13 protein-coding genes are annotated in these 16794 nt (G+C 59.4%); 4 read left to right on the top strand and 9 right to left on the bottom strand.

Going from position 1 to position 16794, the window contains the following annotated elements; genetic code table 11:
* Positions 1–4: 4 nt before the first annotated feature.
* Positions 5–2062, bottom strand: a complete 2058-nt coding sequence (locus DWV57_RS11170; protein WP_120020835.1) for an MMPL family transporter — start codon at positions 2060–2062, stop codon at positions 5–7.
* Between the two features lie 340 nt (positions 2063–2402).
* On the opposite strand from DWV57_RS11170, the gene DWV57_RS11165 reads away from it, so the two are divergent.
* Together DWV57_RS11165 and DWV57_RS11160 are read left to right on the top strand one after the other, a co-directional pair.
* Entirely contained in the window at positions 2403–3752 is a 1350-nt protein-coding gene (locus tag DWV57_RS11165) for an MATE family efflux transporter (RefSeq protein ID WP_120020834.1), read from the top strand.
* Positions 3753–3880: 128 nt separating this feature from the next.
* A complete protein-coding gene (locus tag DWV57_RS11160) occupies positions 3881–4618 on the top strand; it encodes a Type 1 glutamine amidotransferase-like domain-containing protein (RefSeq protein WP_120020833.1) in 738 nt (245 codons plus the stop codon).
* Positions 4619–4764: 146 nt separating this feature from the next.
* Here the strand turns inward: DWV57_RS11160 and DWV57_RS11155 are convergent, their stop codons facing one another.
* The 6 genes from DWV57_RS11155 to DWV57_RS11130 all read right to left on the bottom strand — a co-directional run bounded on the left by DWV57_RS11155 (position 4765) and on the right by DWV57_RS11130 (position 12445).
* Positions 4765–8058: an SbcC/MukB-like Walker B domain-containing protein gene (locus tag DWV57_RS11155; protein ID WP_120020832.1), complete on the bottom strand. Its 3294-nt coding sequence runs from the start codon at positions 8056–8058 to the stop codon at positions 4765–4767.
* Entirely contained in the window at positions 8055–8651 is a 597-nt protein-coding gene (locus tag DWV57_RS11150; RefSeq protein ID WP_097776755.1) for a DUF4194 domain-containing protein, read from the bottom strand. Before DWV57_RS11150 ends, DWV57_RS11155 begins: the two co-directional genes overlap by 4 nt.
* Positions 8638–10065 (bottom strand): Wadjet anti-phage system protein JetA family protein, encoded by a 1428-nt coding sequence (locus DWV57_RS11145; protein ID WP_120020831.1) that lies wholly within the window; start codon positions 10063–10065, stop codon positions 8638–8640. The genes DWV57_RS11150 and DWV57_RS11145 overlap by 14 nt, the downstream gene beginning before the upstream one ends.
* Before the next feature lie 408 nt (positions 10066–10473).
* Positions 10474–10998 (bottom strand): hypothetical protein, encoded by a 525-nt coding sequence (locus tag DWV57_RS11140; protein WP_120020830.1) that lies wholly within the window; start codon positions 10996–10998, stop codon positions 10474–10476.
* Between the two features lie 219 nt (positions 10999–11217).
* The gene (locus DWV57_RS11135) at positions 11218–11751 is read right to left on the bottom strand and encodes a hypothetical protein (RefSeq protein ID WP_120020829.1); all 534 of its coding nucleotides are present in this window, start codon (positions 11749–11751) and stop codon (positions 11218–11220) included.
* A gap of 217 nt (positions 11752–11968) precedes the next feature.
* A complete protein-coding gene (locus DWV57_RS11130) occupies positions 11969–12445 on the bottom strand; it encodes a hypothetical protein (RefSeq protein WP_120020828.1) in 477 nt (158 codons plus the stop codon).
* 426 nt (positions 12446–12871) lie between these two features.
* Here DWV57_RS11130 and DWV57_RS11125 point away from each other — a divergent pair, with 426 nt between their 5' ends.
* Positions 12872–13543, top strand: a complete 672-nt coding sequence (locus DWV57_RS11125) for a hypothetical protein (protein WP_120020827.1) — start codon at positions 12872–12874, stop codon at positions 13541–13543.
* A 62-nt stretch (positions 13544–13605) separates the two neighbouring features.
* On the opposite strand, the gene DWV57_RS11120 is transcribed toward DWV57_RS11125, so the two are convergent.
* The gene (locus DWV57_RS11120) at positions 13606–13938 is read right to left on the bottom strand and encodes an acylphosphatase (RefSeq protein ID WP_120020826.1); all 333 of its coding nucleotides are present in this window, start codon (positions 13936–13938) and stop codon (positions 13606–13608) included.
* 166 nt (positions 13939–14104) lie between these two features.
* The gene (locus tag DWV57_RS11115) at positions 14105–15760 is read right to left on the bottom strand and encodes a putative manganese-dependent inorganic diphosphatase (RefSeq protein ID WP_120020825.1); all 1656 of its coding nucleotides are present in this window, start codon (positions 15758–15760) and stop codon (positions 14105–14107) included.
* Positions 15761–15992: 232 nt separating this feature from the next.
* On the opposite strand from DWV57_RS11115, the gene DWV57_RS11110 reads away from it, so the two are divergent.
* Complete coding sequence (locus tag DWV57_RS11110) at positions 15993–16790, top strand: hypothetical protein (RefSeq protein ID WP_243112353.1); 798 nt, start codon at positions 15993–15995, stop codon at positions 16788–16790.
* Positions 16791–16794 lie beyond the last annotated feature (4 nt).

Genomic DNA, 16794 nt, shown 5'->3' with positions numbered 1-16794 from the left:
TTGGTCAAGCCTCCTTCGGCTGTTTTTTCTTTTTTATAATGAGCGGGTCGGCCAGATACAAAAAGCCCGGCAGTGCCGAAAGCACGATGGCCAGCGACACCAGACTGCCCACGCCCAGGAAATTGCCCAGCTGGCCCAGCAGCTGGTTCGAGGAAATGGCTCCCATCAGGAAGCCCACCACCGCCATGGCGCTGCCAGTGGTGCTGACCGAGGTGGTCACGGCGGACACCGTGGCCGCAACGGCTTCTTTGCGGCCCAGCGTCTCGCGGAACTCCTGATAGCGGTCGGAGAAGAGGATGGCGTAATCCACCGTAGCGCCCAGCTGCACCGAGCTGATGATGAGGTAGGCAATGTAGAACACGTACTGGCCCCGGAAGTACGGGATGGCCAGATTGATCCAGATGGCGGTCTCGATGCTGAGCACCAGAATGATGGGCAAAAGCAGCTGGCGCTTCATGAGGAGCAGGATCAGGAACACTGCGCCGATGGCCAGCAGGTTCACCTTGACCATGTCGGCCGTGATGGTGTCCATCAGGTCATAGGTGCTCACGCCCTGACCGGCCAGATAATAATTGTCCGGGTAATATTGCTGCACCGTGGCGCGCACCCGCTCCACCAGCGCAAAGGCCCCATCGCCCTCGGTGTCGGCATCTACCGTAAGCACCATGCGGGTGTAGCCGCCGGAGACCAACAGCCCCAGCGTATCCCCGGGCACGAACTCCGGCGGAATGGACGCGCCTGCGTTGTCCACATAGGAAAGGATGCCGGTCACCTCCGGGATGGCGTGCAGTGCATCCGAAAGCTTTTGCTGCGTGGCGGTATCGCCCTCCGGCACCAGTACAACGTAGGTGTCGCTGCGGCCAAAGGTCTCTTCAATGGCGGCGGTGTCCGCACCCAGACGGGTGTTCTCGCCAAACATGTGGGCGGCACCGTAGTAATACTGGTTCGAGTTGGAGGCCAGATAGCTGGGCACCATCAGAATGACCAGCACCAGCGCCATGGGCAGCATGATGCGGGCCACAAAGCGGCCAAACTTGTCAAAGCTGGGCAGCAGGGGCCTGTGGCAGGTCTTATCCATCCACTGATACGCTGCCAGCGTGAGCGCGGGCATGAAGGTGAACACGGTGACAAGGCTCAGCACCACGCCCTTTGCCAGCGCAAGGCCCAGATCCGGGCCGATCTGGAACTGCATGAGCACCAGTGCCAGAAAGCCGATGACGGTGGTCAGGCCGCTGGACAGAATGGAGCCGGTGGATCTGCACAGGGCATCCACCATGCACTCCTCCGGGCTGGCATCCGGGTTTTCAGCCCGGCACTCCGCAAAGCGGTGGATCAGAAACACCGAGTAGTCCAGCGAAACCGCCAGCTGCAGGATGCTGCCCGCCGCATTCGTCACAAACGAGATGGTGCCGAAGATGAGGTTCGTGCCGTTGTTGAGCAGGATGGCCGCGCCAAGGCCCGTCAGCACCAGCAGCGGCTCCGCCCAGGAATCGGTGGTCAGGATCAGGATGAACAGCACATACACCACCGCGATGGCGGCGATCTTTGCCACCTCGGTCACGGTGGAGTTGGTGGCAACGGCAGTGGACACTGCCGCGCCCTCCAGCGCGTTGCCCTCCCCGATCAGATCCCGCACGGCAGCCACGGCTTCCAGACGCTTCTCGTCCTCCACCGTCACGGTGAACAGGGCGCAGCCATCCTTATAATAGCTCTCCACCGTGGCGGTGTCCTGCATCTGCAAAGGCACCGTCACATCCAAACTGTCGTCCAGCCATACAACGGAGGACACTCCATCGATGGCGGCAAGCTTTTCCTTGTACTCCAGCGCCTGCGGCACCGTGACATCCCGCACCATAACCCGCATGTTGGGGATGCCGCCGGTGAAAGCACCGTTCATCACCTCGATGGCGGTGGTGGAGGGGGATTCCGGCGGCAGGTAGTCGTTGATATCGTAATCCACCTTTACCTGACGCACAGCGAACACGCTCAGCACAGCCGCCAGTGCAAACACCGCCAGCACCAGCCTGCGGCGGCGCACGATGGCGGTATAAAAACGTTTCATCAAAACAGGAGTTCTCCTTTCCGGATCCATAAAAAAACTTTTATCATTCTAACAGGTTTGAGAAACGTTGAAAAGAGACAGTTTATGAATTTTGACCCTCGAATGCCGATTTTTTTGATTTTTCTGCCTTGACAACAAAAATAAATTCTGATATGCTCTTTTTCGGTTCATCGGAGGACCGTTTTCAACGTAATTTGAAACGGGCCGGATAAGATGCCGTGCAGACAGCGCCCCGCCGGAGGTTTCGTTGCCGTAGTGACGAAGCAGATCGAGGCCGGGCGTGCACTCACGGACATTTATCCGGCCCGTTTTTTGCACCTTGTGCAGAAAGGAGGACGCCATGTCCAAGCAGCGGATCCAGCTTTCCGATCATTTTACCTATTCCCGCCTTTTGCGGTTCGTGCTGCCCTGCATCGGCACCATGCTGTTCACCTCCATCTACGGCATCGTGGACGGCCTGTGTGTCTCCAACTTTGTGGGCAAGACGGCCTTTGCGGCGGTCAACCTCATCATGCCGCTGCCCATGCTGCTGGGCACCATCGGCTTTATGCTGGGCACCGGCGGCAGCGCCATCGTGGGCATCACGCTGGGCGAGGGCGACCAGAAAAAGGCCGACCGCTATTTCACCCTGTTCCTGCTGGCGGCTCTGGTCTCGGTCAGTGTGCTGGCCGTGCTGGGTATTGTGTTCCTGCGGCCCATTGCCGTGCTGCTGGGTGCAAAGGGAGAGCTTTTGGACTACGCGGTGCGCTATGGACGCATCCTGATGGTGTCCCTGCCCACCTTTGCGCTGCAGAATATGTTCCAGAGCTTTTTCGTCACCGCCGAAAAGCCGCACCTCGGCTTCTGGTTCACCGTGGGCGCGGGCTGCACCAACATGGTGCTGGATGTGCTGATGGTGGGGATCTGGGGCTGGGGCGTGGAGGGCGCGGCCATTGCCACCTTTATCAGCCAGCTGGTGGGCGGCGTACTGCCGGTGTTCTACTTCCTCGACCACAAGAATACCAGCCGCCTGCACCTGCGCAAAACGCAGCTGTACAGCAAGGTGCTGCTGGACGCCTGCATCAACGGCTCCTCCGAGCTGATGACCAACCTGTCCATGTCGCTGGTGAACATCCTGTACAACTACCAGCTGCTGCGTCTGGCCGGTGAGAACGGCGTGGCCGCCTACGGCGTCATCATGTACGCGGCCTTCCTGTTCGTGGCGGTGTTCGTGGGCTATGCCGTGGGCAGTGCACCCATCGTCAGCTTCCACTACGGTGCCCGCAACCACACCGAGGTGCACAACCTCTACCGGAAAAGCCTGCGGCTCATCGCCGTGGTGGCTGTGACCCTGACGCTGGCTTCCATGTTCATCATCCCCTGTGTAGCGCGCATTTTCGTGGGCTACGATGCGGAGTTGCTGGCCCTGACCAGCCGGGCCTTCCGGCTGTATGCGCTGAGCTTCCTCATCATGGGCTTCAACGTGTATGCGTCCTCCTTCTTCACGGCGCTGGGCGACGGCGTGACCAGCGCGTTGATCTCTTTTTTGCGCACGCTGGCGTTTCAGGTGATCGCCATTCTCCTGCTGCCGCTGCTGCTGGGCATCGACGGCATCTGGCTGGCCGTCACCGCCGCCGAGCTGGCGGCTCTGGCCGTGAGCGCTGCCATGCTCCTCACCAAGGACAAGGTATTCCATTACCGAAAGGCATGATAAGATCCCCTGCTTTCTGCGAAACGGCGAAAAGCGGGGGATTTTTTTGGTGATTCTGGCTCTGCCGCTGGCAGCAAAATCGTGTTAAAATGGACACAGCCTTTATTCACTTTTTATGAGGAATCATTATGACATTGTTTTTGACCAGCAGCCCCAGCGGCTGCCCCTTTGAGCCGGGGCCGGATATTCCGGTGCTGGACACGCGCAACCACTTTGTGGCGAACCTGCGGGCCGTCTGGCCGGATCACGCCGTGCTGGGCCTTGCCATTGCGGCAGACCCCTATGCCTACGAGCAGAACGACGAGATGTGCCGGGTGTTTGCTCAGAGTTTTGCGAACGCCCACCTGCCCCTGACGGCGCTCATCCCCTGCGATGCCCGCAATGCCGAGGAGATCGGTTCTCTTCTGCCCCAAAGCGGCTTTGTGATGCTGTGCGGCGGGCACGTGCCCACCCAGAACCACTTTTTTGCTCAGCTGGGCCTGCCGGGGCTGTTCCACAACTACCACGGCATCGTGCTGGGCGTGAGTGCCGGCAGCATGAACGCCGCCCACATCGTGTACGCCGCGCCCGAGGAACCGGGCGAAGCCGCCGACCCGCACTACTCCCGCTGGATGAACGGCCTTGGCCTGACCGAGACCCGCATCCTGCCCCACTACCAGTTCATCCGGGATCATGTGCTGGACGGACAGAAGGTGGAGGACATCGCCCTTGCCGACAGCAAAAAGCGGCATTTTCTCGCTTTGCCGGACGGCTCGTATATCCTGTGCGCCGACGGCAGCGAGGCGCTGTACGGCAAAGGCTGGTACTTTGCGGATGGGATGATGGAAGAGATCAACGAGGATGAAGATGTGCTGCCACTGCGGTAGCAATAAAAAAGAAGCACGCAGATGCGTGCTTCTTTTTTTATGATGTTCTGCTGCGCAGAAATGAGGTTGCTGCGCAAAATGATGTGTGCTATCGCACATTCTATCATGCCCCGCAGGCAGACATCATTGCGCATACAATGCGCACATCATTCCGCCGCAAGGCGGACAAAGGGCGCTATGGCGTTGGTGTCGCCGTGGCGGACGATGGAGTAGGTGATGTCGCAGTAGGGCTGGATGGCGGTACTCTTTTCCACGGTGGAGATGAGCAGCACCTGCAGCTGCAGGCGGCGGAACAGCTCCATCATGGGGCGGATGCGGTCGCTGGTCATCTTGCTGAAGGCTTCGTCCAGCAGCACAAGGCGGATGCTGTTCTCGCTCTTTTCGTAGATCTGCAGCAGACTGGCGCAGATGGCCACATAGAAGGGGGCCTGATTCTCGCCGCCGGAGGAGTCGCGGCTGACCCGGGACAGGTATGCCTGCTGGCCGGTGACTCGGTTCGTCACCTTGATATCATAGTCCAGATAGGTGCGGTAGTCCACATAGTCCGACAGGGTCACGCCGCCGGTGCGGCCCTCCTGCCGGGCGCGGGTGTTCTCGTCCACGTCCGCCATGATCTTTTCCATCAGCTCGTCCACCTGACGCTCATAAGCAGGATCGGCGGTGGCGGCAAGGTTGTCCAGCGAGTCGCCCTCGGTCATCTGCTGGTTGCCCTTGTCCACGATGACCTGATAGAAGGCCGCCAGCTGCGGGTCACGGCTGGGCTCCAGCTCAAAGCGGTAGACCTCCTCGCCGTAGGTCAGCTGTTCCATCACCTTGTTCAGCTCCCGGAACTGCCGCCGAGCGTTGAAGATATCGTCCTTCATGCGGAACAGGATATCCTTGCGGAAGCGGTCCTTGCAGTCCCGCTGGGCCTGCTCCAGACGGGCGGCGTAGCGTTCCAGATCGATGCGCACAAGGCTCTCGTGCTGGGCGCGGTACTGGTCCAGCCCCGCAAGGCCCAGCGGATAATCGCACACATAGTGCTCGTTGTAGGCCTTCTGGGCCGGTTCCAGCGTGCCGGTCAGATAGACGGCCAGCGCATCGTCCAGCTTGGCCTGCGCCTTTTCCGCAGCCTGTGCGGCGGCGCGGGGCTTATCTGCCGGGGCCAGCGCCAGCATCCGTGCGCGGGCCAGCGGCTCCACCAGCGGGTGCGCCGCAAAGAAGCTCCGGGCAGCATCGGCGCTCTGCTGGGCCGTTTCCCCTGCCTTTTTCTGCTCTGCTTCGCAGGAAGCGATCTGCTTTTGGCACACGCGGATGTCGCCGCCCGCCTGCTCCACGGCGGCGCGGGCAGTCTCCCACGCGGCTTCGCGGGCTTCTTCCTCCTTGTAAAGCTGCTGCAGCAGCGGGTTCTCGCGGCACTCGGTGAGCTTTGCTTCCTGTTCGGTCACAGCATTCTGTGCAGCAGTCAGGGCGGCACGGGCGTCCCACAGCGCAGCCAGCTCGTCCAGTGCCGTGCCCCGCAGCAGGGTCTGGTACTGGTTATAGGCGGCTTTCAGGTTCTGTTCTGTCTGGGCGGCAGCACGGGCGCTTTCCCCCAGAGCTTCCAGTTCGGCCGCCAGCGCCCCGGCGCGGGCGCGGCGGGCATCCAGACCGATGTACCGCTGGGGAGTGCGCAGCCGTTCCAGCCGGAAGGGGTGGTGGCGCAGAAGGTCGCGGGTGGCGCTGTCGGGATGCTGTTCCAGCGTATCGGGGGTGTCGCAGCAGACGATGCGGCCCAGAATGGTCTGGGCATACTGTGCAGCCAGCGGGTTTTCGCTGCTCACCTGCGCGGCAAGGCTGTCCGGGCCGTACTTGTCGGCGCGGCGGTTGGCCTTGCGGATGCCCGGGGTGTCCAGCAGGCTGATGGGCCCGACCTTGTCCTTCAGAGCCACAAAGGCGCTTTTGGCGGCTTCGTAGTGGGCGGGCGGCACAAGGATATCAAAGCGGCGGTCCCCAAGGCAGGCTTCCACGCAGTCCTGCCAGCTTTCGTCCTCCACGTTCAACAGTTCACAGAAAATTTTCGCATCCGGCTGCATGCCCCGGCTCTTGAGTTCCGCATTCACGGCATCCCGCACCCGGGTGGCGGCATCGCCGTGGGGGTAGACCCACTTGCCGCCGGACACCGCATCCAGCTCGGCGCGCTTGCCGGCCTGCTCCTTCTGCAAAGCAGCAGTGTTCTGGCGGGCAGCAAAATAGGCTTCCTCCAGCGGTTTTTCCTGCGCGGAGAGCCATGCGGTGAGCTGCGGCAGAGTGTCCGCCGTCAGCTCTTCGGCCTTGATGCCGGCAGCAAAGCCGCTGCGGCGCAGCACAGCCAGCAGGCTCTGGGTGCGGGCAAGGGCACTTTCTGCCTTTTCGGCTTTGCGTGCGGCGGTATCCAGCGCCGTTTTGCGGCGGGAAAGCTCCTCGGTCAGGGCATCCAATGCCCGGCCCTCGCCGCTGGCGCTGGCGGCACCGTGGGCGGAAAGATAGGCCCGGCGGGCTTCCGCTTCGGCATTTTTGGCCTCGGCATAGCGGGCGCTCAGCTGTTCCAGCTGGCGGCGGCCCGCATCCAGATGCTCCTGCCAGACGGTCTGTTCGCTGCCGTCGGCAGCGGCGCGGGCCAGCAGCGCCGCGCCCCGGTTCACAAGGGTCTGGGTCTGCTTTTCGGCAGCTTCGCGGCCAAAATCCACGATCTCTTCCAGCGCGTCGGCGCGGGTCTGTGCCTCGGCCAGCACGGCGTGCAGATTTTCCAGTTCCAGCCGGTCGCCCTGCAAAGCGTCCAGATCCAGCTCCGGCTGGGGCAGGATGTACTGGTACAAAAACTCCCGGAAGTTGGGGATCTCGTCCATGCTGGTGCCCATCTGGAACACCTCGTTGAACTTTTTGCCCAAGGGGCTGGAGGCGCGCCCGATGCCCAGCGCACGGCAGATGCGGTCCCGCGCTTCGCTGGGGCTGCGGGTGTAGGAGAGACGGCCCGTTGCGGGCTTGAAGTCCTCCTTTGCGCTGGGTGCACCGGTCTTGGGGTCGATGAAGGGCAGCTGTTCCAGCGTGCAGCCGTCCTCCGAGAGATACCATGTCTGATCGCCGGGGTGCAGCTCCTGCATGGGGCCTTCGGACTCCACCCGCACCGCGATGACGAAGGGGGTGCGCTTGACGCTGTCCCAGAACTCCGCCCCGATGTAGGCCACGGTATGGCCCGGGCGGCGGTAGGCGTTCTCGCCGCGCTGCTTTGCGTGCACCGAACCCTGCAGGGTGCGGCCGCTCTTTTTATTGCCCAGCGCATTGAAATTGCGGTTGGTGGTCAGGCAGTAGCGGATGGCATCCAGAATGGTGGTCTTGCCCACGGCGTTCACACCGATCATATAGGTGAGCCGTGCGCAGTCGAAGGTGACATTTTCAAAGTTGTGCCAGTTGATAAGCTTCAGCCGTTTGAGTTCGATCATTCTTCACCCTCCCCTGCTTCTTCCGGTCGTTCATAAAGGCCAAGCTCTGTGCGGGTGCGCCCGCTCTCGGCGGCGGCATCCGCAAGGTCGGCATCCGGCAGGGCCAGCAGCACGGTGGGAAATACTTCAATGCGGCTGTCCAGCCCGGAAAGCCGCCCCACAGGCCGCGCCAGATTGTACCGGCGCAGGGTGCGCATGAGGTTTTCCAGCGTTTTCTGGTCCAGACGGCGGGGCAGATTCATCTTCTGCAGCTCGGTCTGCACCTCTTCCACCGTCACCAGCACCTCGTCGGCATTGGCCGCAAGGCTCTCGCGCTTTTGCAGGTACAAAAGCCGCAATACCAAAAGCAGGATGCTCTCGTATTTCAGCAGCCGGGCCTGACTGCCCTCGTGGCCGTTGACCAAAGCCGCCGCCTGCAGGGGTGCCGGGTACAGCAATACAGAATAGCCCAGCGGGGCGAACACAGCGCGGACCTCGTCCAGATGGTCCTGCACATAAAGATATTTTGCCCGCTGATCCTCCACGCCGCCCAGCACGAAGCAGTGGTTCAGCAGGTAATTTGCGGTTTCTTCCAGCATGTTAATGGTTGCCATTTTCTTCCTCCCTGCGGCGGGTGAGGACAAAGTCCTCAAAGCGGAAACCGCCGCGCTCCACCCAATTGCCGGTGAGCTGAATGTCATAATCCCGGTGCGGCGACTGCGAGTAGGTGTGCAGGCCGATGATGCGGGCAAAATCGTTCGGGTATTCCTCTGCCAGCGCCGACGCGTTCACTTGCGGACGGGCGGCAAGGGCCTGCCGGACCAGCAGGGCCACGTTCTCCTCGGTGACGGCAAGGCGGGCGTAATCCAGCAGCAATTGCTGCTCTTTTTTGAGCTGTTCCGGATCGAATCCTTCGGTGCGCACCGGGGCCAGCGGCTCTGCGGTGCGCTGGGCAGCGGGCGGGTACAGAAATTTCTCCCCGAACACCGCCGCCGGGTACAGATGCAGCCGCTTTGCCACCGGGCCGTCGTCCGGCTCAAACAGCTGCTCCGGGGTGCGGATGTCCTCGGCGTAGCGGCGCAGCAGGGCGGTGACGCTGCCCTGCGAAGAACGGTCGCTCAGCAGCAGGAACTGTGCCCGCTGCACAGCCCGCTTGCGGTAGCGGATGTGGCTTGCATCGATCTCGCGCATGAGCAGGCTCATCTCTTCCAGCGCGTCCCGCTGCTTCTGGATGAGTGCACGCACGGCAGGTGTCGCTTCGTTCGGGGCGCAGCGCTCCACCCGGGCATAATCAAAGGCCAGCTGCGGCAGGTAGTTCTCCTCGCAGTCGTCCAGCTCTTCTTCCAGATAGGCGCGGTAGTTGAACAGGTTGTCGCTGGTCTTGAAGCGGTGGTAGGCCGCCGCCACCACCTTTTCCTCGTACTGGTCGAACAGTTCCAGCACCTCCTGCGGGGTGCGGTTGCGGGTGAGCCGGTCGATATAGTGGCCGATGGAGGCATTGAGCGCCCGGAGAGAGCGGTTCAGCGCGTCAAGGTCTGCGTCCACCTCCCGCAGAACGTTCTCATAGGGGCTTTTTTCCTGCCCGATGCTGCCCAGCAGCTGCCATGCCTTGTACAGCTTGCCGGTGTAGGTGACCACGCGGGGATTCAGGATCTCTTCCAGCGCTTCCAGCAGCGGCGTTACCTCCGGCACAAAGGCAAGGGACGCTTCCCCCTCGTAGCTGCCGGGCTGCTCTTCCAGCCAGCCGGTGCGGCGCAGCCGCAGCAAAAAGCCCACGGCCAGCGTGTGGGGGTCGCGGGTGGGCTGCTCGTCCTCATCGCCCGCACCGTCGGCATCCAGCGCAAGGGGCTTTGCCAGTGCGGCAAAGTAATCCTCGGCACGCCAGACGGCCTCCGCGCGGGAAATGCTGTAATCCGCCGTGTGGCGGCACTCCTCCCAGAGCAGAAGCAGCAATTCCGCATAAAAAGCCCGGTTCGGCCCCGCCAGCGGGCGGAACAGCCGCGGGGACACCAGTTCAAACAGCTGCATGGAAACGTCCTTTCCTGTTCACATCAGAATACGTTTTTATTGTACCACAAAACGACACGGTTTGACAGAGAAACCATTCAGAATTGCCGCTGGGAGAGGCGGGACGAACTCCTTCCGTCAAACCCTGCGGGTTTGCCACCTTCCTCAGTGAGGGAGGCAACCCTCTCCGTCATCGCTGCGCGATGCCACCTCCCCCGAAAGGGGGAGGTTTATTGCATCTGACCGGAAGGCGAAAGGCTCCCTCTTTGAGGGACGATTTCCCCCGGCCGGGGGAAAATGTCGCGCAGCGACAAAAGGGGGAATCTGGCACGCTGCAGACGACTGGGGGAGTTTGCTCCTAAACACAACAAAAGCCCCGGGGAGCGGGGTGCTCTGCGGGGCAGGGATGCAAGTTTTGAGAAGGTACGCTTATTCGCTGACCACGAAGAGGACCAGAGTGTATTCCTTCTGCTTGGTAACGGTAACGCCGAACTTGGTCGGATTCTTAACGCCAGCCTGTTCCAAGTTACTCTGAACATCCATTTTCAAAGCGGCATAGGCATGGGCCAGAGTATCCTTGGTGACTTCTGTTCCGCTCGGAAAGTCCACGGGCACCAGCGCAGCCTTTTTGCCCTTCTTTGCTTCAGCAAAAAACATCTCCCGCTTTTTCACTGCGTCATTGTAAGCGTTCGGATCAATCGGAGAAGTAAGCCTAGCATCCACCGCCTTGACAGCAGTAGGCAGGCACTTATTGCTGATCTCTGTCAATTCCGAATCAACGGTCAGTGTCGGGTTTTGGTTCTTGCCCCATTCCACAGTCCACTTGGCAACATCCCTTTCCAGCGCAGTATCGCGCATTGAAGGTGCGCTGGGAGTAACGCCGCAAGCAGTGAGCATTGCCAGCGCCATGATGCCGACCAGAAGGACGGCCACAAGACGTTTCATCTTTTTCATATTAGGTCTCTCCATCATAAAATGAATTACAGGCCTTTTCCGCGTCCCAAATGCCCGGAGGGCCTATGTATATTTTACAGTTTTCCCCTCCCCCGCGTCAATGTACAGACTACCTATCGTTTCCAATCATTTTTGAGCCAATACGTCAGTTCGTTGGATACAAAAAGCCCCGGGGAGCGGGGTGCTCCTCGGGGCAAGTCAATTCTTCAATTTTGCGAATTAAGCGTTATTCGGCACAGACGTGACAATTTCAATTGCTATTGCTGCGTAGGTTTTGCCATTGATTACTTTAGTGGCAATACCGATTTTCTTAAGTGCCCGCATAGTTTCTGCAGCATCTTCACCTGCACCCTCTGTGGTAATTTCACCCAAGGAATCGGCGGTGATTTCTTTTGCCTGACACACACCCTTATCGGGTTTGCCCTCCGTTCCTACGTTAATCATTAAAACTGTTACAGATTTTCCATCAGCATTGGGCGTTGCAGTAGTAGTGCTTGCATCAGTAACCGCAATCGTGCCATCCTCGTTGATTTTCGCCAACTGGGCCAGAGCCTTGTTACGCAGGTCGGTATCATTTTCCAGTTTTTCTGCATTCTCGCCACGGAGAGTGTTAATCGCTGCGATGTATTTGTTTTCAAATTCCTCGCCAATCGTGGATGTACCAGAACCAGCGCCACCGCCGCACGCGGTGAGCATTGCCAGAACCATCACGCCGGCCAGAAGGGCGGCTGCGAAACGCTTGAACATTTTCATTGTAATGTTCCTCCTGTTTTCAAATTCTGACGGTTTGGGCGACCCCAAATCGCTTTACCCGTCTGAATTTATTTTAGCAATACCCCCCCCCGCATGTCAACAGACATATCGCCCAAATTCCGCCGTTCTTTTTGGCAATTGTCCCCAAACGCAAAAAAGCCCCGGAGGGCTTTCCGGGGGAAGGAAAGCTCTCCGGGGAGAAAGGGTGAGGAATTTTTTACTTTTTGCCCTTGAGGCGGATGGAAATACCAATGTAGCTCTGCTCGTTGTTGCTCTGGACCACAACGCCTATATTCGACCAGTCGCCGTTCTGGTTCACCGTGACACCATTATTCGTGTCAACGTACTCCGAGATTTTCTTCAGCACAGCGTTCAGAAGAGTATCCTTATAATCATACCGGGCGGTGATGGTAATGACCCGGTCATTTCCCACCTTTTCCGAATGGAAATTGAACGCTGTCAAGTAGCCAGCAATCTTGAAATTCGCATCAAGATCCTTGCGATCCTCGTTCAAGTGCCCTTCAGCCACTGCGCGGAGCTCTGCGTCATTGGTCGCCTGGACGCCCTTCTCCTGACTGATTTTGGCCAGCACTTTCTGCTCTTCGGTTTGACCGCCACCGCCGCAGGCCGTCAGCAGGGCCAGAGCCATCACACCCACCAGAAGCAGGGCAGCAAATTTCTTCAGCTTTTTCATCGTTAAGCGCCTCCTGTCGTTTCAAGATTTTGTTGATTTGTCTCATTTCAGTGCTGTTTTTTCGCACTACAGAACGGGTGTCGTTCTGGCCTTATTGTATCCGACATCAGTTGGTTTTGTCAATCGAGAAGATGCATAAAGTTTCCGAAACATTTTCGTTCAAAATCAACGAAACATCGGATTTTTGTTGCAGTATTGAGATACACCGTCCTTATTTCGCAAAGGTTCTTTACCGTGCCGGAAAATCTTCTTCCGGCCGGAAGCTCCATGCTGTTCTTTTCCGGGGCACAGTCCTTCCCGGTTTGGACAGATGTTGTGTTCCGATCCATCCTTCAGAATCCTTTCAAAAAATTACGATTTTACACAATTCTACCATTTTTGCATGGTAAAATAAGGTCGTAGAAAAAACAAAGGATGTGGCTTAATATGCAACACTGTCCCGCCCGCGCGGCACAGCGGCTGGCGGCGGCAGTTCTGGCGCTGTGCCTTGTGCTGGCTCTGGCCGTTCCCCACGCACACGCAGCTGCCCTGCAGGAAACGCACGGCATCCGGATGCTGGACTTCAGCACCAGCCAGATCCTTTCCATCGGCAACCAGACCTCCGGCAAATGCAGCTGGTACGCCTTGCGCTATGCACGCACCATTCTGGATGGAAAAGTTTCCTCCGGCAGCGGCATGTGGTCAAACGGTGCGGTCTGGTCTGCGGGCGGCTACTACGGTTATTCCGGCAGCCTGTCCGAGTGCCTGCAGAAGCTTTACACCGAGCTTTCCGCCGGGAAGCCGGTGATCGTGCATCTGAAAAACACCGCGGTGAGCGGTGTAAAAAAGCACACGAACCGCACCTCCAGCTATGAATACCACCTGACCAGTTCCGGCTGGAACGAGGTCAATTACCCGCACATCGCCACCAGCGCCGCCTATGGCCACTGGGTCTGCGTGGTGGGCATCCGTGCGGATGCAGACCCCGCGAACCTGAAGGAGAGCGATTTCTACGCGCTGGACCCGGCCCGCGTTTCCGCAAACGGCACTCTGGCTGTGACCCGGCTGCTGGACGGCACCATCTGGACAGACAATTCCCCGCTGAAAACAGCAGGCTGATAAATTTAGAAAGAGCAAAAAAGCTGACGCTTTCGCGTCAGCTTTTTTGTTTGCAGTTCAAATCAATACCCTTTTACCGAGAAGCCCCGCTCCCATGGGTCGGGCGGCAGATCCTTCTGGCGGATGCCGGTAATCTGGATATAATCGCTTTTCTGGATCATGGCGAACAGCCGCAGGAACTTTTCCGGGTCGCCCTGCACTTCCAGCGTTACGCTGCCGTCATCCTCGTTCTCCACCCAGCCGGTCAGTTCCAGCGTCTGGGCCGCATAGCGGGCGCGGTAGCGGAAGCCCACCCCCTGCACCTGCCCTTCGATGGAATAGCGGCGGCGCACAGTGCCTTCCGGCAGGGCGGGCGGCGTGGCATCCTTTGCCTTTCTGGTCAAAAAATCGAACATTGGCACACATCCTTTTTAGCGTGCTCGCCCTCTCAGGCCGCTTCGCGTCCAGCTCTCCCAAAGGGAGATCCTCTGGCGAAACCGGAGACTTTGCATGGACTGCCAAGGCCTCTCACTTTGGGAGAGGTGGCATTGCGCAAGCAATGACGGAGAGGGCGCAAGCCGTTTACAGCTCCTGATAGGCGGTCATCAGCGCCGGGATGAACTGCTTTTTGCGGCTCACCACACCGGGCAGGGTAAAGCTGCCGTCCTCGGCAGGCTGAGTCTCAAAGCCGTCCGAGAGCACCTCGGAAGCATAGCGGCCATCGCTGATGACCACGCTCTCCTCCTTGGGCACGTCGGTGAGCAGCATGTAGATATCCTCCACGTTCTGCTTGTTGCGGGCTTCTTCCAGATAGGGCTGCAGCAGTGCTTCGGCAGCAAGCAGGTTTTTGCGGGTCATGTAGCTGCCCTGTGCCACGCCAAAGCGGATATCACCGCACATGAACACCTTGAAGTCCTGCAGAAACACCTCCTCGGCGGTCTTGCCGTCCAGCTTTTCGCCTGCTTCAAACATCTCATTAGCAAACTCGTTGATGTCCACCCCTGCAATTTTGGCAAGGCGGCGGGCGCTGGCTTCATCCACGGGGGTGCAGGTGGGGCTGCGGAACATCAGGGTATCCGACAGGATAGCCGCCAGCAGCAGACCGGCCGTCTGGGGCAGGATCTCCACGCCGTTTTCGTCGTACATCTGGGTGACGATGGTGGCGGTGCAGCCCACCGGCTGGTTGCGGAAGTACACCGGGCCGCTGGTTTCCAGACTGCCGATGCGGTGGTGGTCGATGATCTCAAGGATCTCGGCCTGGTCGAAACCCTCCACGGCCTGTGTGGCTTCGTTGTGGTCCACCAGAATGATGCGGCGCTTGCGCAGATTGATGATGTTGCGGCGGCTGACCATGCCGCAGTATTTGCCGTCCTCGTCGAGGATGGGGAAATAGCGGTGGCGCACCTTGGCCATCACGCGGGTAACATCGGCCACCGGCGTGACGAGGGTGAACTTCATGATGTCGCTGCGGGTCATATAATAGGAGATGGGCGCACACTGGCTGATGAGCTTACCGGCAGCATAGGTATCCACCGGGGTGGTCATGATGGCAACGCCGGTCTCCTCGGCAATGCGCTGGATGGTGCGGCCCACCTTGGCGTTGTTGCACAGGATGAGCAGGGACGCTTCCTTCTCGATGGCGCACAGCTGGCTCTCGTAGCGGTTGGTCAGGATCACGATGTCCCCTTTTTCCACCGTGCTTTCCAGCATTTCAGGCGTAGCGGTGCCGATGCGGATGTGGCCGGTGGTGCAGATATCATCCGCGCTGCCCACCGCCATGGTGCCGTCCAGCGTTTCCAGAATGTTCCGGAAGCTGGTGCGGCTCTTGGCAAGGATGCCGGTATCGAACACGTCCATGTTGGCGGTGGCAATGTCCTTGACCGTGATCACGCCCTCCAGCTCGTTGTCCGGGCTGGTGACCGGCAGGGTGTCGATCTGCTGGTCGCGCATGATCTCCCACGCCTTGCGCAGGCTGGTGGAGCCGGGGATGCCGGGCATCTCGCGGTAGTCCACATCGCGGATCTTCGGGTTCACGTCCGTGCACATGCGCGGGGGCTTTACCCCGAACTTTTTGAGCACGAACTCGGTCTCCTGATTCATTTTGCCTGCACGGCGGGGCTCACAGACCAGATCACTGGTCTTATTTTTCAGCTCTGCATAGGCAATGGCCGAGCAGATGGAGTCGGTATCCGGGTTGCGGTGGCCGATCACGACCACCTTATGGGCTGCTTTTGGCATATTGTTCCCCCTTTGGGTTCTGATTTACCTTTTATTTCTTATCTCATTTACCACAGTGCACTCCCCGCTCCTGCAAAGCGCGGTGCACCTCAGGTTTATTTTAGCACAATTGCCTGCACGGGTAAAGTGGAACAAACACGCTGCGGCGCGGCTTTTCCGCCTGCCGCAGTCCTTGACAGACCCTGCAAAAAACGGTAAGCTTTACCTGAAAAAAACACAAATGGAGGCATCTATGAAAAAACAGTTTTTCGGCATCCTCTCCTGCTGCGTGCTGCTGGCCTGCCTGTGCGCCCTGCCCGCCTACGCACAGGAACCCAAGGCCGCACAGCCCGCCGCAAAGGAGGATAAGGTGGTAACAGATGTCACCGGTTCTGCCGACCTGATGCGCAATGTCGTTGGCTTTACCACCAACTTTGGCGGGCCGTACCACTTTGCGCAGGCAGACCACAAGTCCCCTGCGCAGGCCTACGGTGATGCCCCTGCCGAGGGAGCCGTTGCGGTGCTGCGGCTTTTTGCCCGCGCCGATGACCACGGCGATGTTCCCCTCAACACCAGCGGACACAGCTTCCTCACCATCACCAATGTCTCGGAGCAGGATATCAATGTGGGCGGACTGCTCATTGCGCCGGATACGTCCATCACCGTAAGCACCCGCGGCAACCGCTGCGAGCATTCCGGCATCTGGTACAATCTGGAGGGCTACTACAAATATTACCTGAACGCTTCTTACTATCAGAATCTTTACGGCATTCAGGTCTCACTGGACCAGAGCCAGCTAGACACTGTAAATCAGGCATTGGCCAACGCAGACCACTGGTCGGCCATTTACAACTGCACCTCGTTCTCTGCTGGCCTCTGGAATGCCGTGTGCTCCGATACGCTCTGCGCCGGTGTGCCCGAGACCCCGGCCGACCTGAAAGCGGACATGTTGAGGAAGTACCCAGACAAAACAGTGTTCGGGCCGACCGTCCCGTATGATTATATCGTATATTACGGCACCAGCCTGACCCCCAGTCAGGAATTTTCCTGACGGG

Source organism: Faecalibacterium sp. AF10-46, assembly GCF_003604105.1.
GTDB lineage: Bacteria > Bacillota > Clostridia > Oscillospirales > Ruminococcaceae > Faecalibacterium > Faecalibacterium taiwanense.
This window is presented reverse-complemented; position numbering and strand designations above follow the sequence as displayed.